Origin of the sequence: Hyperthermus butylicus DSM 5456 (assembly GCF_000015145.1) — an archaeon.
GTDB classification, from domain to species: Archaea; Thermoproteota; Thermoprotei_A; order Sulfolobales; family Pyrodictiaceae; genus Hyperthermus; species Hyperthermus butylicus.
The window spans coordinates 1,087,984-1,110,242 of record NC_008818.1 but is presented as its reverse complement, the minus strand read 5'-3'; the positions used below and the strand labels follow the sequence as shown (position 1 = coordinate 1,110,242).

General features: G+C 54.3%; 29 protein-coding genes. 22 read left to right on the top strand and 7 right to left on the bottom strand.

Annotated features, from left to right (window positions below; genetic code table 11):
• The first annotated feature begins 66 nt into the window (after positions 1–66).
• The 10 genes from HBUT_RS05720 (at position 67) to HBUT_RS05675 (ending at position 9,241) form a co-directional block, all read left to right on the top strand.
• The gene (locus HBUT_RS05720) at positions 67–492 is read left to right on the top strand and encodes a hypothetical protein (protein WP_011822258.1); all 426 of its coding nucleotides are present in this window, start codon (positions 67–69) and stop codon (positions 490–492) included.
• 130 nt (positions 493–622) lie between these two features.
• Positions 623–1,552 (top strand): lysylphosphatidylglycerol synthase transmembrane domain-containing protein, encoded by a 930-nt coding sequence (locus HBUT_RS05715; protein ID WP_011822257.1) that lies wholly within the window; start codon positions 623–625, stop codon positions 1,550–1,552.
• Entirely contained in the window at positions 1,501–2,748 is a 1,248-nt protein-coding gene (locus HBUT_RS05710; RefSeq protein ID WP_011822256.1) for a glycosyltransferase family 4 protein, read from the top strand. The genes HBUT_RS05715 and HBUT_RS05710 overlap by 52 nt, the downstream gene beginning before the upstream one ends.
• A gap of 10 nt (positions 2,749–2,758) precedes the next feature.
• Positions 2,759–3,496 carry a polysaccharide deacetylase family protein gene (locus HBUT_RS05705; protein WP_011822255.1) on the top strand — a complete coding sequence of 246 codons (738 nt, stop codon included), beginning with the start codon at positions 2,759–2,761 and terminating at the stop codon, positions 3,494–3,496.
• 859 nt (positions 3,497–4,355) lie between these two features.
• A complete protein-coding gene (locus HBUT_RS05700) occupies positions 4,356–4,625 on the top strand; it encodes a MoaD/ThiS family protein (RefSeq protein WP_011822254.1) in 270 nt (89 codons plus the stop codon).
• Between the two features lie 48 nt (positions 4,626–4,673).
• On the top strand, positions 4,674–5,999 hold the full coding sequence (locus HBUT_RS05695; RefSeq protein ID WP_011822253.1) for a tRNA (N(6)-L-threonylcarbamoyladenosine(37)-C(2))-methylthiotransferase: 1,326 nt from the start codon (positions 4,674–4,676) through the stop codon (positions 5,997–5,999).
• A complete protein-coding gene (gene rpiA, locus HBUT_RS05690) occupies positions 5,968–6,732 on the top strand; it encodes a ribose 5-phosphate isomerase A (RefSeq protein WP_011822252.1) in 765 nt (254 codons plus the stop codon). The genes HBUT_RS05695 and rpiA overlap by 32 nt, the downstream gene beginning before the upstream one ends.
• Positions 6,653–7,108 (top strand): hypothetical protein, encoded by a 456-nt coding sequence (locus tag HBUT_RS05685; protein WP_011822251.1) that lies wholly within the window; start codon positions 6,653–6,655, stop codon positions 7,106–7,108. Before rpiA ends, HBUT_RS05685 begins: the two co-directional genes overlap by 80 nt.
• A gap of 74 nt (positions 7,109–7,182) precedes the next feature.
• Positions 7,183–8,121, top strand: coding sequence for a coiled-coil protein (locus HBUT_RS05680; protein ID WP_011822250.1), 939 nt, complete (start codon positions 7,183–7,185; stop codon positions 8,119–8,121).
• A complete protein-coding gene (locus tag HBUT_RS05675; protein ID WP_011822249.1) occupies positions 8,084–9,241 on the top strand; it encodes a DUF373 family protein in 1,158 nt (385 codons plus the stop codon). Before HBUT_RS05680 ends, HBUT_RS05675 begins: the two co-directional genes overlap by 38 nt.
• On the opposite strand, the gene uppS is transcribed toward HBUT_RS05675, so the two are convergent.
• Both uppS and HBUT_RS05665 read right to left on the bottom strand, forming a co-directional pair.
• Positions 9,150–9,884 carry a polyprenyl diphosphate synthase gene (gene uppS, locus HBUT_RS05670; RefSeq protein ID WP_011822248.1) on the bottom strand — a complete coding sequence of 245 codons (735 nt, stop codon included), beginning with the start codon at positions 9,882–9,884 and terminating at the stop codon, positions 9,150–9,152. The genes HBUT_RS05675 and uppS overlap by 92 nt on opposite strands.
• A gap of 34 nt (positions 9,885–9,918) precedes the next feature.
• Positions 9,919–10,356: a translation initiation factor IF-2 subunit beta gene (locus tag HBUT_RS05665; RefSeq protein WP_011822247.1), complete on the bottom strand. Its 438-nt coding sequence runs from the start codon at positions 10,354–10,356 to the stop codon at positions 9,919–9,921.
• 118 nt (positions 10,357–10,474) lie between these two features.
• Here HBUT_RS05665 and HBUT_RS05660 point away from each other — a divergent pair, with 118 nt between their 5' ends.
• A complete protein-coding gene (locus HBUT_RS05660) occupies positions 10,475–10,795 on the top strand; it encodes a DUF424 domain-containing protein (RefSeq protein WP_011822246.1) in 321 nt (106 codons plus the stop codon).
• Here the strand turns inward: HBUT_RS05660 and HBUT_RS05655 are convergent.
• Positions 10,743–11,084 (bottom strand): hypothetical protein, encoded by a 342-nt coding sequence (locus tag HBUT_RS05655; protein WP_011822245.1) that lies wholly within the window; start codon positions 11,082–11,084, stop codon positions 10,743–10,745. The two genes, HBUT_RS05660 and HBUT_RS05655, sit on opposite strands and share 53 nt — an antisense overlap.
• A gap of 241 nt (positions 11,085–11,325) precedes the next feature.
• Here HBUT_RS05655 and HBUT_RS05650 point away from each other — a divergent pair, with 241 nt between their 5' ends.
• The 4 genes from HBUT_RS05650 to HBUT_RS09715 all read left to right on the top strand — a co-directional run bounded on the left by HBUT_RS05650 (position 11,326) and on the right by HBUT_RS09715 (position 13,208).
• Positions 11,326–11,676: a hypothetical protein gene (locus HBUT_RS05650; RefSeq protein ID WP_011822244.1), complete on the top strand. Its 351-nt coding sequence runs from the start codon at positions 11,326–11,328 to the stop codon at positions 11,674–11,676.
• An 89-nt stretch (positions 11,677–11,765) separates the two neighbouring features.
• Positions 11,766–12,533 (top strand): proteasome assembly chaperone family protein, encoded by a 768-nt coding sequence (locus HBUT_RS05645; protein WP_011822243.1) that lies wholly within the window; start codon positions 11,766–11,768, stop codon positions 12,531–12,533.
• A gap of 21 nt (positions 12,534–12,554) precedes the next feature.
• Positions 12,555–12,983: an Hsp20/alpha crystallin family protein gene (locus tag HBUT_RS05640; protein ID WP_011822242.1), complete on the top strand. Its 429-nt coding sequence runs from the start codon at positions 12,555–12,557 to the stop codon at positions 12,981–12,983.
• 66 nt (positions 12,984–13,049) lie between these two features.
• Positions 13,050–13,208 (top strand): hypothetical protein, encoded by a 159-nt coding sequence (locus HBUT_RS09715; RefSeq protein WP_011822241.1) that lies wholly within the window; start codon positions 13,050–13,052, stop codon positions 13,206–13,208.
• Between the two features lie 8 nt (positions 13,209–13,216).
• Here HBUT_RS09715 and HBUT_RS05635 read toward each other — a convergent pair whose 3' ends face one another.
• Both HBUT_RS05635 and glmM read right to left on the bottom strand, forming a co-directional pair.
• Positions 13,217–13,645 (bottom strand): Trm112 family protein, encoded by a 429-nt coding sequence (locus HBUT_RS05635; RefSeq protein ID WP_011822240.1) that lies wholly within the window; start codon positions 13,643–13,645, stop codon positions 13,217–13,219.
• Positions 13,642–15,027: a phosphoglucosamine mutase gene (gene glmM / locus HBUT_RS05630; protein WP_048061820.1), complete on the bottom strand. Its 1,386-nt coding sequence runs from the start codon at positions 15,025–15,027 to the stop codon at positions 13,642–13,644. The genes HBUT_RS05635 and glmM overlap by 4 nt, the downstream gene beginning before the upstream one ends.
• A 124-nt stretch (positions 15,028–15,151) precedes the next feature.
• On the opposite strand from glmM, the gene HBUT_RS05625 reads away from it, so the two are divergent.
• From HBUT_RS05625 to HBUT_RS05615, 4 genes are all read left to right on the top strand, one after another.
• Positions 15,152–16,189, top strand: coding sequence for a DUF1152 domain-containing protein (locus HBUT_RS05625; protein ID WP_011822238.1), 1,038 nt, complete (start codon positions 15,152–15,154; stop codon positions 16,187–16,189).
• Between the two features lie 58 nt (positions 16,190–16,247).
• Positions 16,248–17,096, top strand: coding sequence for a 5'/3'-nucleotidase SurE (gene surE, locus HBUT_RS05620; protein WP_011822237.1), 849 nt, complete (start codon positions 16,248–16,250; stop codon positions 17,094–17,096).
• A 174-nt stretch (positions 17,097–17,270) separates the two neighbouring features.
• Complete coding sequence (locus tag HBUT_RS09560) at positions 17,271–17,471, top strand: hypothetical protein (protein ID WP_153801400.1); 201 nt, start codon at positions 17,271–17,273, stop codon at positions 17,469–17,471.
• 80 nt (positions 17,472–17,551) lie between these two features.
• Positions 17,552–18,559: a hypothetical protein gene (locus HBUT_RS05615; protein ID WP_011822236.1), complete on the top strand. Its 1,008-nt coding sequence runs from the start codon at positions 17,552–17,554 to the stop codon at positions 18,557–18,559.
• A 45-nt stretch (positions 18,560–18,604) separates the two neighbouring features.
• Here HBUT_RS05615 and speD read toward each other — a convergent pair whose 3' ends face one another.
• Entirely contained in the window at positions 18,605–19,000 is a 396-nt protein-coding gene (gene speD / locus HBUT_RS05610; RefSeq protein WP_011822235.1) for an adenosylmethionine decarboxylase, read from the bottom strand.
• Between the two features lie 242 nt (positions 19,001–19,242).
• On the opposite strand from speD, the gene HBUT_RS05605 reads away from it, so the two are divergent.
• Together HBUT_RS05605 and HBUT_RS05600 are read left to right on the top strand one after the other, a co-directional pair.
• Entirely contained in the window at positions 19,243–20,061 is an 819-nt protein-coding gene (locus tag HBUT_RS05605; protein ID WP_011822234.1) for a nucleoside phosphorylase, read from the top strand.
• 12 nt (positions 20,062–20,073) lie between these two features.
• Positions 20,074–20,307: a hypothetical protein gene (locus tag HBUT_RS05600; protein WP_011822233.1), complete on the top strand. Its 234-nt coding sequence runs from the start codon at positions 20,074–20,076 to the stop codon at positions 20,305–20,307.
• A 542-nt stretch (positions 20,308–20,849) separates the two neighbouring features.
• On the opposite strand, the gene HBUT_RS05595 is transcribed toward HBUT_RS05600, so the two are convergent.
• Entirely contained in the window at positions 20,850–21,545 is a 696-nt protein-coding gene (locus tag HBUT_RS05595; RefSeq protein ID WP_011822231.1) for a diphthine--ammonia ligase, read from the bottom strand.
• A gap of 140 nt (positions 21,546–21,685) precedes the next feature.
• Between HBUT_RS05595 and HBUT_RS05590 the strand changes: the two genes are divergently transcribed.
• Entirely contained in the window at positions 21,686–22,123 is a 438-nt protein-coding gene (locus HBUT_RS05590; RefSeq protein WP_011822230.1) for a hypothetical protein, read from the top strand.
• Positions 22,124–22,259 lie beyond the last annotated feature (136 nt).

Below are 22,259 nucleotides of genomic sequence, written 5' to 3'. Positions count from 1 at the left end.
TTTTACCCGTAGAGCTATAAGTTTTTAGGAGGCCCGACGCCAGCTAAGTGCACTGGGTAAAGGATCTTGACTATTGGTATTCAAGAGTTTTCCTCGCCACAGGAGCTACTAAAGTACATAGACAACATGCTAAACGATTTGAGGCGCAAGCTGGGCGAGCTGCTAAGGCTCATAGAGGAGCTTAGGGCGAAGAGCGAGCGTGATGAGAAGCTACTTAAGCTCATAGCTTTCCTTGCTGGGGGCACCATAGAGGAGAGTCCAATAGCCAAGGAGACGGTTATAGAGATAGAGAAGGTTAAGATAATGCTAAACCCGACGGCAAAAACAGAACTTGAAGTGCTTGAAGAGATAGCTGAAAGCATAAATGCTAAGATAACCAGGCTACATGCTATACGCAGAGGCCTTGAGAGGCTTGCACAGATAGATGTGGAGACACGTATACGTGTCATTTTCCAGGACTACATACCAAAAGCAGTGATAATAACGCTGTAAACGTGTGTCCCTGGTAAAACCGCTATTTTTCCCATAGGATAGGTTTAAAATAAGCAATACCGCCACTTCTCAGCCTGCCTGGTGGCGAAGGGAAGGCACTGCCCCATTGATTCCAGTGGGATGAGGGTCCTTGTTCGAGGAACTATGGCAAGGTCTCAGCGAGTCCTTAAGGATCATGCTCAACGCCGACCATCGCTATGTCGGGCTAGCATTCGTATCCTATATCGTCTCGGTGCTACTTTATGCCCTGCGCTGGAGCTTTATACTGTCACGGATGGGTGTAAGGTTTCCCGTTAAAGACTCGTTCCTGGGGTATCTTATGGGGTTCCTAGTGAACAATATTACGCCGAGCATGCGTGCCGGCGGCGAGGTTATCCGCGTAACCTATGCCTACCTTCAGACGAAGGCGCCGATACCCACAATTGTTAACAGTATAGTCTTTGAACGTGTTGTGGAGGCTATACCTGTTGCAGTGATTGCAGTAGTTGCACTTACGGGTGAACTTGCCGCTGGTGACCTACCGCTTGGTATTGTTTTTGCGCTGATACTCATAGTAGTTGGTGTTTTCGTCGGCGTCAAGTACTGGGATCGTATTCTCGAATATATTGCCGACAAGTTTCGTGCACGCGAAAAGTTACAGCTAGGCAATAGCGTTGGGCTCAGCAAGCTTCTCGGCGACCGCGTCGCCGTTATTGTCTCTGCGTTGCTTAGCTCGGGTGTCTGGCTACTTGATGTTGCTAGGTTTTATTTTATCGCTGTAGCTGTTGGGTGGGATACGTCTGTCTACAGGATAGTGTTGGCCTCGGTAATGTATCTCGTTATCGGCCTTGTAGCCTTTACGCCAGGCGGACTAGGGATAGTCGAGGGTGGTCTTACAGCGGTATTTACGGCGTTGGGTGCACCGGCTAGTACTGCACTAGCTATAGTCATGGTAGAGAGGCTTATTTCCTATGTATTTGCCTCGCTATTGGGCGGGCTGGCTGTTGCTATTGGTGGAGGCCGGCAAGCTTGGACGCTCTTAAGGTTGCGTTGGCGTCAGACTGGTTCTACCCAAAGATAGGAGGCATCGAGACACATATACACGAGCTTGCACTCCAACTCCTCGAGATGGGTCATGAGCCTCACGTTATAACCCACGACTATCGCTACATGAAGCCCTATCGTGATGATTTCCCTTATGCTGTGCACAGGATTAAGGGTTTCTTCTACTTTCGCAAGAGCCATGTAAGCCTCGGAGTGGATACGCTCTTCAAGCTCAACCGGCTCTACAAGACTATAGGCTTTGACATCACGCATATACACAGCATATATTCGCCATTCGCTGTTGCAGCGGCCAATCTCTCCAGGGGTATCCGCGGCGTACCAGTAGTCGCTACCAACCACTCCCTCTACTACTGGTCTCCCGTCACTAAGCCCCTCATACCGCTCCTTCGTAATACGCTGAAACGGGTGGATGCATTCATAGCTGTTAGCCGCCGGGTAGCGGAGGATACGAGGCGGCTCCTAGGCATAGTCGATGGCAAGGTTCCCCTCTACATTATCCCCAATGGGGTTAACACGGGGTTCTGGAGGCCGCCAGAAGCTGAGGAGGAGAGGGCTGCCCGGAGAAAGCTTGGCCTAGATGAGCGCGAGTTTGTGGTCCTAGTGGTTGGGAGGTTTACGGAGCGCAAACGGATACACCAAGCTCCTGCAATCGTGGCTTACGCTGCCAAGATAGTTGCTGGGAGGAGGCGACTTCACCTCCTCATTATTGGTGATGGTCCGCTGCGCAGCAAGGTTCTACGAGCTGTTGAGGAGCACCTCTATGGCCTGGATGGTGTAAGGGTAACCGTTCACGGTTTTATGGGTCGTGCTGGGCTGCGAGAGGCTTACTGGGCTTCGGATCTTCTACTCGTGCCGGCGAGGCTGGAGGCATTCTCGATAGCAGCCCTCGAGGCCATGGCTTGTGGCAGACCAGTAATAGGGTTCCGTGATGGCGGAATAGAGGACGTTGTAGCTGATGGTCGTACCGGGTTCCTTGTATCCTCTGATGAGGAGGCATCGGAGAGGATAGCCGAGCTAGCCCTAGATCCTAACCTGCACCGTAGACTCGCAGAGACAGCCCCGCTACATGCTGCAGAGAACTTCTCCTGGACGAGGATAGCCAGAAGCATCGTTGAGGTGTATAGGGCTACCATGGACGCGGCTATGGACAGCGATAAACGCTACCTCCTATACCGTGCCTGGCTCCGGGTATCAAGGATTCTTGGAAGGTGAGCAGTCCGGTTTGCGCATAGCAGTACTCAGCTTTGACGTGGAGCAGGACTGTCCGCCATACCTCGGCGAGAGCTACCGCGGGGTAGAGGAAGGGCTCCCATACATCCTTGACATACTATCCCAGGAGAGGGTTAGGGCAACTTTCTTCTCAACAGCGCGCGTAGCTGAGAGGTACCCCCAGCTAATACGCAGGATAGTAGATGAGGGCCATGAGCTGGGTTGCCATAGCTATGCCCACGAACGCCTAGATAAGCTACCCGGAAGTACTGTGGCAAGCCTACTTGAGAAGGCCACAGCTAAGCTCAGAAGGTTCACGGACCAGCTTACAAGCTTTCGAGCCCCCAACCTTAAGCTCCCACAGAGCCTCTTACCGGTCCTCCACAAACTCGGCTACCAGGTGGACTCGTCGATAGCCCTCTACAAGCCTCCGTTCCGCGCCATGCCAAGGGTAGAGTATGGCATCGTAAGGCTACCAGTGACTGTTACATCCTCTATGCTGCGGCTGCCGTGGCGCATCCAAAAGAGGATACACGACGTGCTGCCAAGAGGACTAAGGATATACTTTGCCCATCCCTGGGAGTACATAGATATGAGCTGGGCGAGGGTAAGAGTAGACTGTCGCTACAACACTGGGGAGGCTGCACTAGAGCTGCTAAGGAAGCTCATAGGATACCTCCGCGGGAAAGGCTACACGCTGGTAACAATATCCGAAGCGGCACAACATGTGGAGGCAAGTCGGCAGGACTGAGAAAGCTCCATTCTCAAGGGGTTGTTCTGTCATTCCTGTTCTAGGGTTTCTTAACAGAAATGGTAGGTAGTTTGAGGTGGAGAGCTGACATGGTGATGTTTTGTAGTTTCGATGATTATGTCCCCTACCGGCATCACTTCTCCATTCTCTGCATGATAGTGTGTAACGATGCTTCCATTTCCTTGCTGTAGCTGTGCAAGTAGCTTGTAACATTTGCCGACAATTAGCTCGTACCGGTCTGTGACACCAGAAGTTGACCGTCCTGAGTATACGTTAGAGGTACATAGCTAGCAAGAGCTTGTAGGCCTCGTAGCTTTCGTGGAATATTGCATCTCTAAACCCATATCCACCCGCATACGTATAAGCCTCGCAAGCAGCTTCTCGGCGGGAAGCAGCATCACCCTCAGGGAGCAAGTTAAGTGCATAGTAAACAACTAGGTTGACACACTAGTTCCATGAGGGTATGGATATGTAGCAGCGTGCTTCATGCTATAGCGAGACGATGTATTTTAGCTCTTTCGAGTACTCATCGCCCAGTATGGGGCAAACGGCGCATAGAAACTGTCCCGTATCGTCTCTATACTCGGTCTTTGGGGGTACTTGTCTCCCAGCTGCAAGCCTAGTACTGTCATAACTGGTGGCTGTAAGCATGCTGTTCTAGGCGAAGCCTATACGGCCCCTTCAGCTTGCAGTGGCAGCTTCAGTACCAGCTCCCGCGGTTCTAATGCTTAAAAGCGAGCTAGCTTCGTGCTAGCCCCTTCCCACCCTACATGCCGGTGCGGAGGTGTGCTGGTTTGGTTCTCTGTGTAGTTGATTAGAGGGTTCACGCTATCCGTCTCCAGGCCTGGGTGGTGTAGGCATGGTGCGGGTGAGGGTTAGACTTGTTTCGCTGCTAAGGGAAGCTGTTGGTGGCAGCGAGGTGGTTATTGAGGTTGGTGAGGACGCTACGCTACGTGACGTGCTGAAGACCTTGTTCACCCGCTATCCGGGCCTCGAGAAGCTTGTGCGGGAGCTGGAGGCTCGTGGTCTCGACATTGTATACCTGGTTAATGGCAGGTTCTCCGGGCTCGACCAGCAAGTCCGTGATGGCGACGAGATTGTTATCTTGCCGCCTGCCTCGGGCGGGTAGCAGCTATTAGGGTTTAACACGTGTTTACGGCGGTTATCGGGGGGCCTTATGCAGCGTGGCAGGGTATACATTGAAACCTATGGCTGTGCTTTAAACATGGCTGACACGGCTATTATGCGGAGTGTGTTGAGTAGCCGTGGCTACAGCTTCACCAATTGTGTTGATGAGGCAGACGTGATTATCATCAATACGTGTACGGTGAGACTGGATACAGAAGCCAGGATGAAGAGGAGGATAGCAGAGCTGGCAGCAATAGCCGAGAAAACCGGGGCGAGGCTAGTTGTTGCAGGATGCATGGCTAGTGCTCAGCCCTATACGGTGAAGCGTATAGCACCGAAAGCAGTGCTAGTCTCAACCTATAATGTGCACCTCGTGGACATAGCTGTTGAGAGGGGTCTAGACCTTCTCACCCCTCCGAGGGAGAAGCCGAAGCCGCTCTTCAAGCCAACTCCTCGGCTAATGCTTCGCGGGAAAATAGCCGAAGTACCAATAGCAGAGGGCTGCCTCGGGGACTGCAGCTTCTGCATCACGAAAATTGCTAGGAGAAGAGTATACAGTAGACCCGTGGAGAATATTGTGAAGCTTGTTCGTGAGCTTGTCCGGCTCGGAGCCGTCGAGATAAGGCTTACGGGTCAGGATATCGCAGTCTACGGCATAGACCTCTACGGTAAGAGGCTGCTGCCAGAGCTAGTTCGGCGAGTTATAGAGGTTGAGGGTGACTTCATGGTTCGCATAGGCATGATGAGCCCGGATCAGCTGGAGCCGATACTGGACGAGTTCCTGGAGGTGTTCCGCCATCCAAAGGTGTTCAAGTTTGTCCACCTTCCGGTGCAGAGTGGTGACGACCGAGTTCTAAGGATTATGAAGCGCAACTATACTGTCGACGAATACCGTGCTATCGTGAGGGAGATCCGCAACAAGGTTCCCGGGGTAATGATAGCTACAGACATTATTGTTGGTCATCCAGGCGAGGATGAGGAAGCGTTTGAAAACACGGTCCGCCTCATAGAGGAGTTGAGGTTTGAACGTGTCCACCTTGCACAGTATACGCCGCGCCAGCGCACGGTAGCTGCAGGTCTGCCACAAGTGCCGGATCCCGTGAAGAAGAAGCGGTCTAAGAGGCTCACAGAGGTTGTGATGAGGATTGGGCTCGAGGAGCATCGACGCTACATAGGCTCCCGTGCTTGCGCACTGGTTGTCTCACGGGGCGAGCGCGGCGGCCTAGACGCTAAGCTCTACAACTACATGCCAGTAATACTGCCAGAGGGCTCGGCTAGGCCGGGTGAGTGGAGGTGCATTGAAGTAGTAGACGCAACCTGGTACGACCTACGGGGACGCGTGGTTGACTGCACTTGCAAAGGTGGAGGCAGCTAGACGTGCAGCCGAGATTCTGGAACCCCTCATAGAGAGAGCTGAAAGGATAGGAATTGGTACGGGCTCCACAGTGAGGCTCGTTCTTAGATTCCTTATCGAGTCGCCAGCTGCATCCGCGTTGCGCCGCGCCAAGGTATACGCTTCGAGCTTCGACACGCTGCTCGAGCTACGCAGACTTGGCATTGAGGCCTATGATTTCCTGCCTCGGGACGGTCTAGACGTATACTTTGACGGGGCTGACGAAGTTGCAAGGGTCTCGGATATGTGTATGGCCGTTAAAGGCCGCGGGGCGGCCATGTTGCGGGAGAAGCTACTAGCTTTCAACAGCGCCTATACACTGCTAGTGGTCGACGAGTCTAAGGTCTCGAGAAACCTTGGTGACAAGGGGAAGCCGGTACCCGTTGAGGTTGTACCGCCAGCGGTTGAAACCATAGTAGAGGAGTTCGAATCAAGGGGTATACGTGCGGAAGTGAGGACAAACTGTAGCTGTAGGGATGGCCCAGCCTTTACTGACAACTATGGCATCGTCATAGACACGTGGCCCTGGGGCGTTATGAGCCCCATACAGTATGAGTCGCTGCTTGACACTCTTCCCGGCGTAATGGGCCACGGTCTATTCATAGGCTACATGGACGCTATAGTGGTGGGCTACGGTGACGGTAGAAGCGAGGAGTGGAGGTGTAGACGCACAAGGCTATCTGCTGGCGCGAAGGCTAGGAGAGCTGAGAGATAGGCTCCGCAGGGCAATCGAGAGTCCCTCGCCCGAGGCGCGGGCAGCACAGGGCGAGCTACGTGTAGTAAGGCTTGCAAGGATGCCTGTTGAGCTGTGGGTTGTGCTTGGCAGGGAGTCCGACTACCTCGTAGTACCGGGGACTTATTGTTCATGCCCCCACTTCATGATCCATGTTCTAGGCATGGGTCAGCTGGAACCTTGCTATCACCTCGTAGCAGTAGAGCTTGCAAGGAGAACCGGTAGGTTCCACGACCTCTCCGAGACCTTGCTACCCGAAAAGCTTGCTGACATAGTATTAGAAATAGTGGCTGGTGCTAGGACGGTAACACTGCGACGCATCCTCTACGGCTTCGAGCGGAGCAGGCAACGGGAGTAAAATATAGCTGTAGCCTCCTCCCACGCGGAGACCCGGCACACCAAGCCCCTGAGCAGTTAAGGGTTGGGAAAGCCTTGAGCAGCGAGCTTATGGGTCTAAGCGAGGAGGAGTTGCTGCAGAGGATTACGGCGCTACGCGAGGAGATCAAGAGGCTAAAGGAGCAGCGCTATCATCTCATCGAGGAGGTTCGCAGCCTACGCCAGAAGCGGAGAGGGCTTATAGAGAGGGTCAGGCAGCTGCGGGATGAGCTTCGTAGCTTGAGGGAGGAAAGGAGGCAGTTAGTGGAGGAGGTTCGGAGGCTGAGGCAGGAGCGCCGTGAACTCCTTGCTAAGATCAACCAGGCTGTGGTGGAACTCGAGAAGCAACGTAGGATAGCTGCTGAGCTAAGGCCCCTGGCGAGGAAGAGTATTGCTGCTATAAGGCGTCGTATAGAGGAGCTGGAGTGGCGGCAGCAGACACAGATACTCACCCCGGAGGAGGAAAAGGAGATTATAGACGAGATAGCACGGCTCGAGGAACTCCTAGAGAAGACCCTGCAGTCTAGGCAGGTTCTCCAGGAGCTAGCCTCTAAGCGGGCTGAGCTGATAGCCCTTCGGCTTAAGCTTCGAAGCTATGGCCAGGAGATTAGGTCGCGGAGCGCTGCTATATCACGGATAGACGAGAAAATAGCGTCGATAAGGGGGGAGATAGAAAAGCTTAGCCCCGAAATAGACCAGCTCACAAAGAGGATTGAGGATCTCTCAGCCGAGATAGACAAGCTATCCCAGGAAATAGCTGACCGTGTGACAGCTCTCAGAGAGGCTCTCACGCAGCTGCAGGAGCTAAGGATGAACCGTGAGAAGGCTAGAGCGCTACAAGTGCTGAGGGAGAGGAAGAAGATAGTTGAGGAGAAGCTTAAACGGGGTGAGCCGCTCACTATAGATGAGCTGAAGCTCCTCTACGCTAGCAGCCCCGAGGAGCTAGAGGAAGAGGGTAATGCCGGAGAGGAAGAAGCTGCTAGTGCTAGCAGTTGACATAGACAACGACCTTGGCAAAGCTGGCCTACAAACCCCCATACTGGGTAGAAGAGAGGTTTTAGACACAGCTGTACGCTTCGCCCTTTACGACCCGGAGGATTCTGACGCAAATGTCCTCTTCGCAGCGGTAAAGCTGGCTGATGAACTTAGGAGACAGGGCTATGAGGCGGAACCAGCCGTTGTGGCTGGAAGCGAGCTTGGCGGTGTTGAGGCTACGCTTATCGCCCGCTCGCAGCTTGAGGAGTTGGTCTCTAAGTATAACCCTGACGGTATAGTATTGGTATCTGATGGCTCCGAGGACGAGTTGCTACTACACATGATATCCTCGATACGGCCGGTCTATGGGGTCCACCGGGTGGTTGTAAAGCAGCACCGAGGCGTGGAGGAGACCTACGTCCTATTGGCAAGGTATATCAGGAAAGCGTTTACCGAGCCGAGGTTCTCTCGGCTCTTCCTAGGCGTTCCCGGTGTTATACTCGTGGTATTCTCCATGTTAGCCCTCATGAACATGCTTCGCCAAGCACTTCTCATAGGTCTTATGATTGCCGGACTTGCAATGGTTGTCCGGGGCTTCGACATAGAGGACAAGATAGTGCATGCGCTAACCGAGACCCCGGTGACCCTTGTAGCCTACGTTGTTGCAGGGATCTCGGCTGCAATAGCTGTAGGGCTAACAGCAGCTCAGCTACACGCTTCTGAGCAGTTAACGCCGCATGATATGGCTTCCCTTGTGCGTGGCGTAACTGCACTTCTAGGCTTCTCTGCGAGCATCGCAATATTAGGTCATGCTGCATCAAAGTTTATCTCTGGCAGTATCCGGCTCGCTCGCGAGATAACAGCCATAGCGGTCATAATCGCTGCTGTCGCACTAGCTGACAGTATCGCAGATGCGCTAGAAGCTACTGAGACCGTTACACTGACGGAGTTCATAGCCTCTCTCGTGAGGGTTAACTTCCATATGTATGCGATAGGCTCAGTGGTAGCGGTGGCGGTGACGTGGAGGCTAGCCAAGAGCCTGGAGAAGGCTATCGCCCGAACCTACGCTCCCTCATCTGGTAAGAGCGGAGAGCACGAAGAAGCTCAAACTCGTCAAACTCGGGCCACAAGCGCCGAGTGAAGTATAGCTCCGTATAGGCTACGTGGTATAGCAGGAAGCCGCTAAGCCGTAACTCTCCACCAGTCCTTATGAGCAGATCCGGCTCTGGGAGCAAGCCGAGAGGCATAAGCTTCCGCAGCTCCTCCTCATCGTTGGGCACAAATCCCTTTGTGGCTAGGCTGCGTAGTGTCTCGAGAACCTCCCAACGGCCACCATAACAAGTCGCTATAGTCAGTACATTGGGTCCATTAGTGGCTGTGGCAGCATTAACCTCCTCTAGCCTTTCAGCGAGCTGACCCGGCAGTAGTGTAAAGTCGCCAACAAAGTATACGCGGACACTACCGTTGACTACACGGGGATCCGTGAGAAGGTCATCTATAGCCCTTAGCAGGAGCTTGTAGAGGTGCTCGCGCTCCTCAAGGGGCCTCCGTAGGCAGTTCTCACGGGAGAGCGCATAGAACGTCACGTAGTCCACGCCTAGCTCCCAGAGGAGGTCGAGGGTACGCCGTGCCACACGATACCCGGCAGCGTGGCCGGCATAAACTGGAAGGCCTTGCTTGCGCGCCCACCTACGATTGCCGTCAGGTATGATGGCTATGTGGCGGGGGAGTCTCCCCCTGGAAACTTTGCCTCTTAGAAACCTTGCAGCTAGACTCCTAAGCATGACTACTCCATCCCGTAGGCCTGGGCGGCTCGGGCTATAGTGGTGGTACGGGCTGCTCTGCGCCACAAGCTTCGCAGATGAGTACCCAGGCCTTACCCCTCCTCTCAAGCCTGGTGTCAGGGGCGCCACAGGTTGGGCATATAACGTAGGTCTTAACGAACCTTTGCATGAGGTTATTGAGTGTCGTGATTGAGACTTTGACGTTTATCACTAGCATACCGTTCTCCTCGTCGTAGTTGCCACTAGCGCCAAGCTCCTTTAGCAGGTAGCGCATGAGTATCCGTGGCTCACGCCTCATAACATCTGCTAGCTGTTTGAAGTTCCTGATAATGGTCTTCGAACCTATGCGCTCTACCTGCAGTCTCGGAAGCTCGAATCTCGAAGCCTTACCCGTCCTAGTTGGCAGTCTACTATACAGTCTGCTAAGCAGGTGGTCGTAGTCGTAGAGCAGCTTAGCCTCCGGGTCAACCACACCTATCTCCCTCCAGGATCCTCCTCTACTGGCTACAATCCCTAAAAATGGGTGTGACACCCGTCCCTAATATTAGGAGACCCCATCCACCCCCTGTCTGGAAGGGTGTGCAGCAGTCATGGGGTCTAGCGGTGAGCCAATGGTTTACATGAAAGTGATGGAGGTTCATGGCGAGAAGATAGTAGCCATCTGTGACGAGGAACTTCTGGGCAAGAAGTTTGTCGAGGGGGAACTAGTGCTCCACATTAACGAGGAGTTTTACCGTGGCCAGCTAGTACCGCTAAGCTATGCCATGCAAAGAGCTTGGGAGGCTACGATTCTAAACCTCGTTGGCGAAAACACTGTTAATGCTGCCATAAAAGAGGGCCTCATACACCCTGACGCGGTCATAAGGATTGCCGGGGTGCCACATGCACAGGCCGTGAGGATGCTCTACTAACTCCCTGCTCCCAGCGGTGCCTCCTAACAGTGCGGCCGTATAGTAGGTTTACTGGGTTGAACCCATACCACTCGCTGTAGAGCAGTTTCCTCAGCACCTTCTCGACGTAGATAGCACTGTTGTGGCCGAGACCGAGGAGATGTTCGATATACTCATGCATAAAGCTCTCATCGATAAACCACTCTGCCTCCTCCTCCAGATTTAGCCACCTAACGTTGATGTATATTTTGCCCTTCTTGAACCATGCAGCTCCATCGTCCTCGCTAGATACTATAATTACCTCGGTCAAGTGGGGCTCCCACGGCTCCCACCTATACCTGTGGGGGAATATAAACGTATTAACGGTTGAAAGATGTATTGTGGACATCCACATTACAACATGATTTCCGGGGAGCCGGGTAGCAACCAGCCCCCCGCCCCCGTCTCCCAGACCCTAGTAACACCGGGAGACCATGAAACACAGCAGGTATTAGCAGGCCCACAGCTGGGAATAGCCTTGCACCAGAACCTAGCAGTAGTGGGGCCCGCAAATGCAGGCACAGCTAGACACTAGTGTAAGACTGCTAGCAAGGAGGCTCTCAGAGAGGATCGATAGCTATCGCGAAGCCCGGGCAAGCCTTGTGGAGCTGGGTAGAGCTGTTAGGGAGATACACAATGGCCTCCGAGTAGTACACCTCACGCCCTCCGAGAGAGCAAGTCTAATAGCAAACATTGCAACCATACCACTTACAGCAGCAAGCATAGCCCTCGGAGCACCGCTAACCACGGCTCTCTCCAAGACAGCTACACTGCTAGCAACACTATACCGGTCTGGAAGGCTGATAGACGGTCTTAGGGATGCAAGCCTCACACTACGACTCCTCCTGGAAGAACTGGGCTAACTAGTACCCCACGCTTCCGTGATGCTGTTCGGGGAAACCCATTAGGGGGCGTGACATGATCTCCCTCTCTAGCTGAGGGCAGTAGTCCCTTGTTACGGCCGGTCTACGAGGAGGAGTATGACGGTCTTCTACTCGTGGAGTACGAGGAGTTTGAGGTTAAGAAGCCGAGCTTCCTGATCCTAGGCCTGCCCGACACGGGCCTGGTTGGTGTAATATCGTCGAACCACCTTGTAGAAGTGCTATCGATGAAGGAGGTTGCGGGGATCGACCTCGCATCGATGATGCCACCGGTAGCGGTTATTTCCAATGGGATTGTTAGACCGCCGCTAAGGATATACGTTAAGGACAACATCATGGCGCTCTCTGCTGAGACACCAGTACCGCCCCAAGCAGTCTATCCTCTCTCAAAACTCATAGTAGACTACGCATTGAAGAGAGGTATAGATTACCTCATATCAATAGTTGGCATAGCGTCGCCAAACAGGGTTAACATGGAGAAGCCGAACGTTTATTGGATAGCTAGCAACGAAAAGGCACGCAAGCTAGTCGAAAACATTGGAATCGAAGGATTCATCAACGGATACCTCGTTGGTCCCTACGCCCTAATACTCAAGAACGCCATTAGGAGTAGAGTGGCAAACCTGGTACTCCTAGCAGACGCCTACATCGAGTTCCCCGACCCCGAGGCAGCGGCAGCAGTACTTTCAATAGTCTCGAAGATAACCGGTGTATCGATAGATGTGAATAAGCTGCTCGAGCAAGCAGAGATGGTAAGGCTCAGGCTACGCAACCTGATGAGGCAGACAAAGCAGGCAATGAGCGAGATGAGAACTCCATCACCACTCATTTACACCTAGACGCGGTGGGGGTGGAATGTGATGTCGGTCTACGAGGATATTAGAAGGAGGCTTGAAAGGCTACGTGAGAGGATTGTTAGGGAGATAGACCAGGCATTCTCGGAGATGGAGGAGGTTATGAGGCTTAGCTGGTCACCCGATGGCAGCATACAGCCCCTCTACACGATGTACGAGTACCCGGACAGATACATAGTGCTTGTCGACCTAGCAGCTGCTGATACCTCCTCCCTAGAGGTAAAGGCTACCGAGACTAGGCTCGTGATAGAGGCTAGGCTAGAGCGGGAGGTGAGTTTCAGCGACCTCTACGGTACGAGCCTCGGTAGGAGTGTAACATTCCGCCACTATCGCCATGAGCTACCGCTACCGCCAGACGCTGATCCCTCAGCTATCAGTGTTAGAGTGAGGCCAAACAAGATAGTTGAGATAATCATACCGAAGAGGAGGCAGTAGCCCCTGTATGTACTCCAGTATGTTTATCACCTTCCCCCCCGCAAGCCTTACCGTGGTGGACGCGATATGGCGCATTATGAAGGTGTGATTGAGAAGGATGAGAAAGGCTATCTGATAAGGCTCCCTGACGAGCTTATGGCTAGCCTAAGGTGGAAGGAGGGTGACAAGGTAAAGATTGAGATGAGTGAGTGGCGTGGCCGCCTGGTAATAGTGGTGTACAAATAGGACTCCGGCTAGCTCTTCTCGCCGAGGTTCCAGGGCTTCCCGTGTTTCACTATTTTCTCCGGTAGCCTATCCTGGTACTTCCGTAGGAACCTCAGATCCTCGTCTTTGCGGCGGAGGTTGTCGGGTAGCATCCTGGGTATCTCGTCTATTATCGGGTACCAGCGGCCACAATTAGGGCAGTATAATATGCCCGTAACCACCTCGACTTTTAGGCATTCAGCGCAAGGAGTATTACCGTTAACCTCTTCTATCTTCTTGCCCACTGGTGTTTGCAGGCGATAGCAGTATAGCTCGCATAGCGGCGGCTTGTAGCGCTCCAGCAGTTCTCGTATCTGCTGCTCGCGCTCCGGGTACACCCGCTCCTCGATGACGTAGAGTTCTAGGGGGAAGTATTTGCAGACGGGGCAGGCTGCGAGATCCATAAACCTATACTTCATCCCCCTGCCAGCCTCCTAGCCTTCTCTCTAAGCGCCTCTGCTATCTCCTTAGCCTTTTCGGGTGTGGATGCTTCAACCATTATCCTTAGCACTGGCTCTGTGCCACTAGGCCTCACAAGGAACCAGTAGTCCTCCGCTTCGATTCGCACACCGTCAATTGTTATGACGCGGTAGCCTGGTTTTCCGCTATACTCCTCGCGCAGCGCCTCGACAACCCTTAGCGCCTTCTGCCGGTCCATCGGCACCTTGAGCTTAACAGCATAGTACCGCGGCAACCTGCCGAGGACCTCTGAGGCTGGCTTGCCCTCCTTGGCTAGCAGCTCCAGGAATAGTGCTAGGGTCATGCCACCATCTCTTGCCAGGAGATGTGCTGGGTATATGAAGCCGCCGTTCTCCTCGAAGCCTGCTATGCCACCCTCCTCGAGCATCCGATAGCTGATATTTATCGTGCCTACGGGAACCCAGACAACCTCAATCCCCTTGGGCCGGAGGTAATCCTCTACCAGCTTGCTGCTAGAGACAGCGGTGTAGAGCTTCTTAGGTGCTGCTGGGAGCTTGTGCTCGGCAATGAATTCTGCTAGTATGGTGCCCGTCCTGTCGCCCCACCAGACCTCGCCCCTCTCATCTATGATTATTGCTCGGTCGCCGTCCCCGTCGTGGCCCACACCAAAGTCTAGGCCTAGGCTCCGCACGATAGCTGCCGCTTCTGCTAGGCTTGATGGCGTAGGCTCGGGCTCCCGGTATGGGTAGGGATCTAGGTTGCAGCCTAGCGTGTATGGCTTAACGCCTAGCGCCCGCAGTATCTTGGGTGTTGTAAGCGATGAGACGCTGTTGGCGCAGTCTACGAGGACGCGGAACCCCCTCCTGCGTATAGCGGGAGCATCAACCTTCTCAACAACGCCCTTCACGTAGGTTTCAATTACGCGGTGTTCGCGTGGCACCTCGTAGGCTGCCCGGTGCCACGGTGTTCTGTGGAACCTCTCTGAGAAGAATATATCCTCTATCCTCGCCTCTGTCTCCCGGTCAACCTCTATGCCTAGAGGGCCTACGACCTTGACGCCATTATACTCTGGCGGGTTATGGCTAGCTGTAACTATTACGCCATAGTCGTAGCCCAGCTCCTTCACGGCATACTGTACGGCTGGCGTGGTAGCATAGCCGTCCGGCCATGCGACATGAACCCTGGCTCCGGCAGAGAGCAGGCCTGCAACAACAGCATTTAGTATCATCTCGCCGCCGGCACGGGCGTCCCTAGCGACGAGAACTGTTGCTCCCTCACCAAAGTACGTAGCTATCGCCTGGCCAAGCCGTAACGCTAGCTCTGGCGTAAGCTCCCGGTTCAGAACACCCCTAACACCGTCCGTGCCGAAGAGCTTGCCCAGAGTCTCCACCCCCAGAATTCCCGGGCCAGATAGGTATGTTGCCTCACCGTCCTAGAAAGCCCTAATGCTGAGCCTCCAGTGCTCAACCCTTGCACTGGAGCCCCTTGGCTCTGGGTGTGGCTGGTTGTGCATTGCTGAGAGCCTGTTCGAATTCAAGCCACACTGTGTGCTCGTAGTCTCTACGGGCGGCGGTGGTGATGTAACGTCGGCACTGGTGCTAGCCGGAGCACTTGGGAGGACTGGCGTCGCGGTGGTGACAGCTGTTGGGGTCTGGGAGCGATTTGTACGCGATCCAGAGCCGGGCCCCGTACCGCTTGAAAGTCTCGTTGGTGTAGAGCGTGGAGAGCATGTTGCGAGGCTGCTGAGGGGCTGCTATGCCATACGCTCTGGAAGGTATGTACTCCCCTCGGCATGTAACGCGCTGAGGGTTGTCGATACTACAGTCTATGCGGTGGATATGTGGAGAGGCTCGCTTGGTATAGCAATGGCGCTTCAAGAGCTTGCAGGACTTCACGGTTGCGATGCAGCACTAGTAGTCGATGTTGGTGGTGACATACTTGCATCTGGCTGCGAGAAGGGCCTATGGAGTCCCCTGGGCGATAGTGTGGGTTTAGCTGGTGTGCTTGAGTCTGGGCTCCCGGCAGTACTAGCTATACATGGTCTAGGAGCTGATGGAGAGCTCTCGGAGGAGGAGCTGCTAGAGAAAATGGCTCTGGTCGCGCGCCAAAAGGGTTACCGATGGATCCGTGGTCTTGACGGGGAGGATGTAGAGCTACTTGAGAAACTGATCACCGTTGTATATACTGAAGCAAGTCGCATGCCACTACTAGCAGTCAAGGGTCACTATGGCAGGCTTAGTATCCGGCGGGGTACACGGATGGTGCGCATAAGCCTGGTGCAAGCTGCAACGTTCTTCCTCGACGCTGTTGTGGCTGCTGAGTATACCCTTGCAAAGCTTGTCCGGGGCACTACGAGCCTCGAGGAGGCGAGACGGAGGCTAAACATGGCTGGTGTCTATACGGAGTTAGACCTCGAGGAAGACCTACGCATGGCTGGCCGAGGCGACCCGGAGGCGGCGGATCCGGTGAAGGTGCGGGAGGAGGGACGCCAGAGGCTAGCTCCATGCATAGCTAATAGGGGGCAGCTCTCCCCCGAACAGTAGACAGTAGAGATAAATCCAACTCTCATGCCCTTACCCAGCACTGCGAGGGTGTAATGTAATGGCTTCGACTGCTAAGATACTCGTTACTAATGACGATGGCATTCACAGCCCAGGCCTCAGGCTGCTCTACGAGGCCGTCAAGGAGCTTGGCCGCGTCTACGTGCTTGCACCGGAAACCCCGAAGAGCGCCAGTGGCCTCGGCATAACATTGCACAAGCCGCTCCGTATCGGGAAGGTTAAAATATGGGGCGACACCATGGTATATATAACTAATGGTACTCCAAGCGATGTGATTTACATAGCAATAGAGGAATTCTCTCCAAGGTTTGACGTAGTAGTCTCTGGCGTCAACATAGGCGATAACACAAGCATACAAGTCATACTCTCATCGGGCACCATTGGGGCGGCGGCACAAGCCGCACTACTCGGAATACCCGGCATAGCGTTCTCGGCAGACATAGACGAGGCCAGCCAGCTGGAAGAGGATAGGGAGACGTGGGAGAATATGAAGAGGGTGATAAGGGCTATTACGAGTTGGGTACTTGAGCACGGCATGCCAGAGGGGGTTGACCTAATTAGTGTTAACTTCCCGAGAAAGGTGCGCAAAGACACCAAGGTGAAGATCGCCCCTGCGGCGCGGATTAAGTTCCTCCAGAAGGTTAGCGTCCTCTATGACCCCCGTGGCCGGAAGTACTACTGGCTTTACGGTACTCTCGTTGAGCCAGAACCAGGCTCTGACGTCTATGTAGTCCACGTCGAGAAGGCAATAGCGATAACGCCGCTCTCGCTAAACGTCAATGTAAAGGAGGGCGAGTGGGCAGCAGTGGTCGAAAACATTAAACCCATGATACAAGCTGCAGAAAGTGCGCTCAGGGCACAGACCAGTGCAACAGTAAGCACGGCATGACGGGAGGACATAAGAGTAGCCAATAGTAGGATACAAGGCCTCTACACGGGGGTGGTGGCCCGGCGGACAAGATGAACCCGGAGCCCCGGGGGACATGGCGCCGGGTCCGACCTCGGGTACACACCCTCCCAGAACTCCTCCTCTCCTCGGACTAGTGTGGAGCGAATAAGAGCCTTGGCGTGGCGTGGTCGGCCCGAAACACCGTGTAGGATTGTTGTGCGCGAAATAATTGTGCGTGGAGTACTAGACGAGGAGTGTAGCGATGTCTGTCCCTCCTCAGCCCTAGTAGTTAGGGATGGACGGGTGGAGACTGACCCGTCGAAGTGCCTGGTGTGTCTCGTCTGTATGGCTCTCTGCGGCCCGGCAGGGTGGTAGTTGTCTCGGACTGGATCTGCCCTGGGGAGGAGACTTAACCTCTGCCTGCTCATCTTCTAGCTTTTTGTGGGTGCCGTGTTTTGGTTAGGCTTCTCATACACGGGGTCTACATAGCTGATGTAGACGGCTCTATCCGGGGGCCAGGCTTCATATATATCCGTGACGGTGCTATCCAGGCTGTCGGTGAGGGCGAGCCGCCCGAGGAGCTTTCACTAGCAGAGCTCGTGCTTGGCGGCGATAACAGACTGGCCATGCCCGGGTTTGCATCCCCACCAGTCCTAGCCGAGCTGTATGGTTTCCGTTTCCTCTCCGACGAGAGGATAAGCTATGCTAGCATCGCAGCTGGCGGGGGCTGCCTACTAAGCCTACTAAGCGACATTGATGAGGAAGAGGCCTACTATTCGGCACTCATGTGGCTCTACGAGGCGGCACTAAATGGTGTATCAAGACCCGTCATCGTCACTGCTAACCCTCGGGCTGCTGCCAGGGCGTCCGAGGCCGCCGAGATGAGCAGCGTTATACTCGTCCCCCTTGGCTGCCGGGGTGTCAGCGTAGATAAGCCAATCGATGCTCTAGACTCGATACCTTCAAGTGCTAGGCTGCGTCGAGGCGTCCTTGTCTGCGAGGGGGAGCCACCGTCAAGCGCAGATCTAGACGTGGTTGTAAGGCTATCCAACGGTAAGCTCTTAGCAGGGAACACGGCGGTTGATGTCTCGACGTTGACACCGGAGCCCTGGGTGTCACCCTGGAGCCTCATAGCCCTTGGAGGAGAGGCTGTATACAAGGTACTAGTCAGCGATATGCATAGGCTTGTGGATAGTGGATATGAGGCTTTCCAGGGGCAGGCCCACGTACAAGTTGTTGATCTCACCGAGCCTCCTGGATGGGCACCGCAGCCAGCAGCTGCTAAGCCTTGGCGTCTAGGATCCTCTAGGCCGCGCATAGAGACGCTGCTATCCGGCGGAAGACTCGTAGTCGACAATGGGGAGCACCTAGCATTAGGTGTTGATGCTGCCGGGAAGGCTGCTCGCGTACTAGCCGAGGCCTATGATAGGCTCGGCAGCTGTAGGAGGGAAGGAGGGGGGTAGTATGCCTAACAACCTACTATAAAAACGTTTTGAGGTAGGGGAATCCTATTCCAAATGCCTAGTAGCGGTCTGCCTTTCAACCCTCTTAGCGCCGAGCGCGAAGACTATGTAGTTGAAGGCCTTCTCCGGGTTGGTGTGCTTGCCGCAGCTGTAAACGTCAACTGTGGCAAAGGCGTACTCCGGCCAGGTATGGATTGTTATGTGACTTTCAAGGACTATCGCTACTACGCTAACGCCTTCCCCGATCTTCCAGCTCTTGACATCTAGCAGTGTCATGTTGCCAACCTTGGCAGCCTCGACGACTATTTCGCGGAGCCGCTTCTCGTCACGGAGAGTCTCTACGTTGCACTCGTAGAGGTTGCCGAACACGTGCATGCCGTATACTCTTGGCTCGCCCTCAGCAGGCTTAGGCCTTGGCCGTATAGTTGCTATAGTCTTCATACCCCCCACCGAGGGGGAGGGGACTTCTATGCATCAGCTTTAAGGGTTACCCCCCCTCCTCAGCCTTGTAATGGTTGTATAACGCGAAGACCCTCCTGCCCCGTTTCGGCAAGGGTTTAGAGCTAATTACTTCGGGGGGTGCTCGTAGGCTCTAACAGCTAATTAGCTGGTAGTCTTTTGGAGTGTTACCGCTGGCAGCGGCCCAGGGAGGGTATGAGCGGTAGCGGAAGGGGTAGGAGCGTTTGCCGCGTGTCCAGCCGTTTACGCGTGCATCAAAAGGTGATGTGTCCACACACGTGCTTGTAACGAGTCTTGAGGAAGTCTACGAGGAGGCTGTTAGCAAGCTGCACGAGGTTAACGAGAGGCCTGGCAGGTATGGCTTCAAGTTAGCCACGGGGCTGATACACAAGGTTAGTATATCGATTGCACTTCGCCCAGTGGGGCCCTCTGCGCTAGCCATACTCGTTGAGGAGCTTGCTAGGCTTGGCGCAAAGGTCATACTACATCTTGACACTGCCCTAGCACTATCACCATCCCTCGCCATAGGCGACGTGGTACTAGCTACAGCAGCAATAAAGGGTGATGGTGTCTCAAAGGCTTATGCTCCAATAGAGGTGCCAGCAATACCCGACTATACCCTGCTAAGACACATCCAGCAGTCCCTCGAGATACACAATATCAAGACGCTAACCGGTGTTGTATGGAGCATGGATATGTTCTATGCTAGTGAGCAAGTCTTAGAGCAGGGCGTTAAGAAGTACGGCAAGATAGCTGTCGCGCTAGACATGGATACGGCATCTCTCTTCACTGTAGCTATGAGCAAGAAGCTCATGGCGGCATCTGTTCTCGTCATAGAGTCGAGTCTACCAAAGGGTGTTGAGAGGGGCTCGCTACTCCTCGAGGAGGAGCGGGAGGAACTGCGAAGGAAGGTTCTAGATGCTCTGGGGCAGCTGATACAGCCGATACTTGAGTCACTAACACTCCACGTCGAGAAGATGAAGAGCCTCCAGTCAATGAGAGCTGGTACCGGGCACGGCAAGGGCTTCAATAGCGGTTTCTAGGGTGTCCCGGCATTGGAGAATATTGATGCTCTCTACGAGAGGGTAGACAAGGCGTTCTCCATACTAGAGGAGCTTGAGCGTAGGCTAGGCATGTTCTTCCAAGCTGTTGAGGAGTGTGGTGGTCGGGTTAGAGGGCAGGCCTACAACATATACACACTCATGGTTCAGCTTAGGGACGAGCTGGCGGAGATAAGGAGGCTAGCATCGGGTCTCGCTGTAGGGGGTTCGAGGGAGGTGCAGAGTTGAAGGGAACGCCGATACAGCCGTTCCACGCGGCGTTTAAGGCGTCCATAGCTGCCGCTGGTGTTGCAGGAGTACTTTTCTATGTCTCGCTTGCCAGCCTTTTACTAGGCCGTACAGACTATGCTCTACTAGCCTGGCTAGCCTCTGGAGCCTTTGCAGGAGCAGCAGTGTATCCTGCAACACTCTATAGCTACAGGCTTGCACGCCTCATACTCTCAAAGGTTCCACCCTTGGAGACTCCGCCTCCGAGACCCTATACGAGCCCGGCCGTCTCGCTCACGTTACCCATCTTAGCTCCGCCGGTCGCAAGCCTACTACTCCTCGCCAATATCAGGTGGCTATTAGAGCTAGGTGATGCAGTTCTAGCAGCCTACGAGCCAGAGTCGGCTAGGAGGTTCCGTAGGGGCGTCGAGGAGCTGGCAGCTAGTAGAGGCTTAGGGCTGAGCGTGGGAGACTACACGGTAGGCGTCAGTGTTATCGGGCTACCGGCGACCATTGTGAGGCACTTACGAGGCCTATTAGTACTGACTTGCAAGCTGTTCGAGCTACTGCCCCCCGAGGCTGGGCTTAGGGACAAGCTCTGCACGCACGATCTGGTAGAAGTAGTGGTCTGGGCCGAGCCTCATAACCCTCCCATAGACTCTAAGCTCTTCTCTGAAAAGTGGAGCGTCAAGGACTAATGTCTCGGCTTCTCCGCCCTCAAAGGCAGGGTTGAAACCGTAGCGCCTAGCAAGCTTAATAATCTCCTCGACGGTATCCTCGTCGAGAACCCTCCCCACGAGACTTGGTGGAAGTCCGTAGGCCTGAACGCTCTGCACTAGGATCTTAAACCCCTCGCGGACAAGGCTCCTCATATACTCCTCCTGGTTCTTCCTCCACAGCGGCGCCATAATCTCCAGTCCAGCCTCCTCTGCAGCAGCTGCAAATCTCAGTCTCTGGTAATCGCTTAGAAGCGCGCCAGCCACGAGAATTCGGCAACCATGTCTACGCACATCTCTAAACACGCGAGCCAGATCCGCCTCCTCCCTAGTGCTAAGCTCGTACTCAAGCAGCGGGAGCCGCAGCGCTCTAGCCTGGAGCCTTGTAAGCTCTATGCCTGGGTAATGGAGGAGCATACTATCCCAGCCAGCCCTAGGCCTTATCGAGATAAGACAGCACACATCGTAGCCGTGTAGCACAGCCCAGTGCAAGGCGTAGGTGCTATCCTTGCCTCCGCTAAACATGCTGCATGCAAGCGGCATCAACAAGCCACCAGCAGCTCCAGCGCTAGGGCAGGGTTAGGATTAAAGCAGCTCCGCTTATAAGTGGATGAAAGCTCCCAATCAATCTATGAGAGAGTAGCTGGGCCCAATACTACGCGTGAACCACGCGGTGAGAAACTATGAGGATGAAGACTATAGTGTTGGCGCTGGCTGCAGCTATACTGATAAGCTTCATACCTCTACTATACTCGAATGTTCTCCTTCACCAGCAGGCGACGGAGAAGGCATACATAATAGTCATGGCTGATACCAGCTTTGCAAGGGTAAAGTCCGAGGTTCCCTTCACGCTCGAGATCTACCTCCACGTAAGGGTTGAAGGTAGCGGCGAGGCGAGAATCTGCAGCCTATACTTCCAGGACATGAAGCTTCCAGTCAAGGTCTATATATCGGCTCCAGCCGGGATGGAGGGATGGCTAACACTGACGGGTATAAGCGAGACCGTTGAGCCAATACCCATAACGCTGATATCAAGGCCTGTACTACCAGACATGCTCACAATAGTCATACAGTACTGTGATGGCAGCACCTACACGGTCAAGTTACCTGTGGAGAAGTAGGCATCCGGGAGCCTCACATGCCAACGCAACACTATACACGGGTGGCGGCCTGGCCTGTTGTCCTAGACCCTCCTTTGGCCACGGGTTTTCGCACGGGTAGGGTTCATATGGTATTCAAGCCTAGGAGAGCCTAGGG

What these genes read in the sequence shown, in the direction of transcription:
- uppS (WP_011822248.1), bottom strand. Translation starts at nt 9,884, where the DNA reads ATGCTTAGGAGTCTAGCTGCAAGGTTTCTAAGAGGCAAAGTTTCCAGG.
- HBUT_RS05640 (WP_011822242.1), top strand. Translation starts at nt 12,555, where the DNA reads ATGTCGGTCTACGAGGATATTAGAAGGAGGCTTGAAAGGCTACGTGAG.
- HBUT_RS05635 (WP_011822240.1), bottom strand. Translation starts at nt 13,645, where the DNA reads ATGAAGTATAGGTTTATGGATCTCGCAGCCTGCCCCGTCTGCAAATAC.
- surE (WP_011822237.1), top strand. Translation starts at nt 16,248, where the DNA reads ATGGCTTCGACTGCTAAGATACTCGTTACTAATGACGATGGCATTCAC.
- HBUT_RS05590 (WP_011822230.1), top strand. Translation starts at nt 21,686, where the DNA reads ATGAGGATGAAGACTATAGTGTTGGCGCTGGCTGCAGCTATACTGATA.
- HBUT_RS05660 (WP_011822246.1), top strand. Translation starts at nt 10,475, where the DNA reads ATGGGGTCTAGCGGTGAGCCAATGGTTTACATGAAAGTGATGGAGGTT.
- speD (WP_011822235.1), bottom strand. Translation starts at nt 19,000, where the DNA reads ATGAAGACTATAGCAACTATACGGCCAAGGCCTAAGCCTGCTGAGGGC.
- HBUT_RS05700 (WP_011822254.1), top strand. Translation starts at nt 4,356, where the DNA reads ATGGTGCGGGTGAGGGTTAGACTTGTTTCGCTGCTAAGGGAAGCTGTT.
- HBUT_RS05675 (WP_011822249.1), top strand. Translation starts at nt 8,084, where the DNA reads ATGCCGGAGAGGAAGAAGCTGCTAGTGCTAGCAGTTGACATAGACAAC.
- HBUT_RS09715 (WP_011822241.1), top strand. Translation starts at nt 13,050, where the DNA reads ATGGCGCATTATGAAGGTGTGATTGAGAAGGATGAGAAAGGCTATCTG.
- HBUT_RS05650 (WP_011822244.1), top strand. Translation starts at nt 11,326, where the DNA reads ATGCAGGCACAGCTAGACACTAGTGTAAGACTGCTAGCAAGGAGGCTC.
- HBUT_RS05595 (WP_011822231.1), bottom strand. Translation starts at nt 21,545, where the DNA reads ATGCCGCTTGCATGCAGCATGTTTAGCGGAGGCAAGGATAGCACCTAC.
- HBUT_RS05695 (WP_011822253.1), top strand. Translation starts at nt 4,674, where the DNA reads ATGCAGCGTGGCAGGGTATACATTGAAACCTATGGCTGTGCTTTAAAC.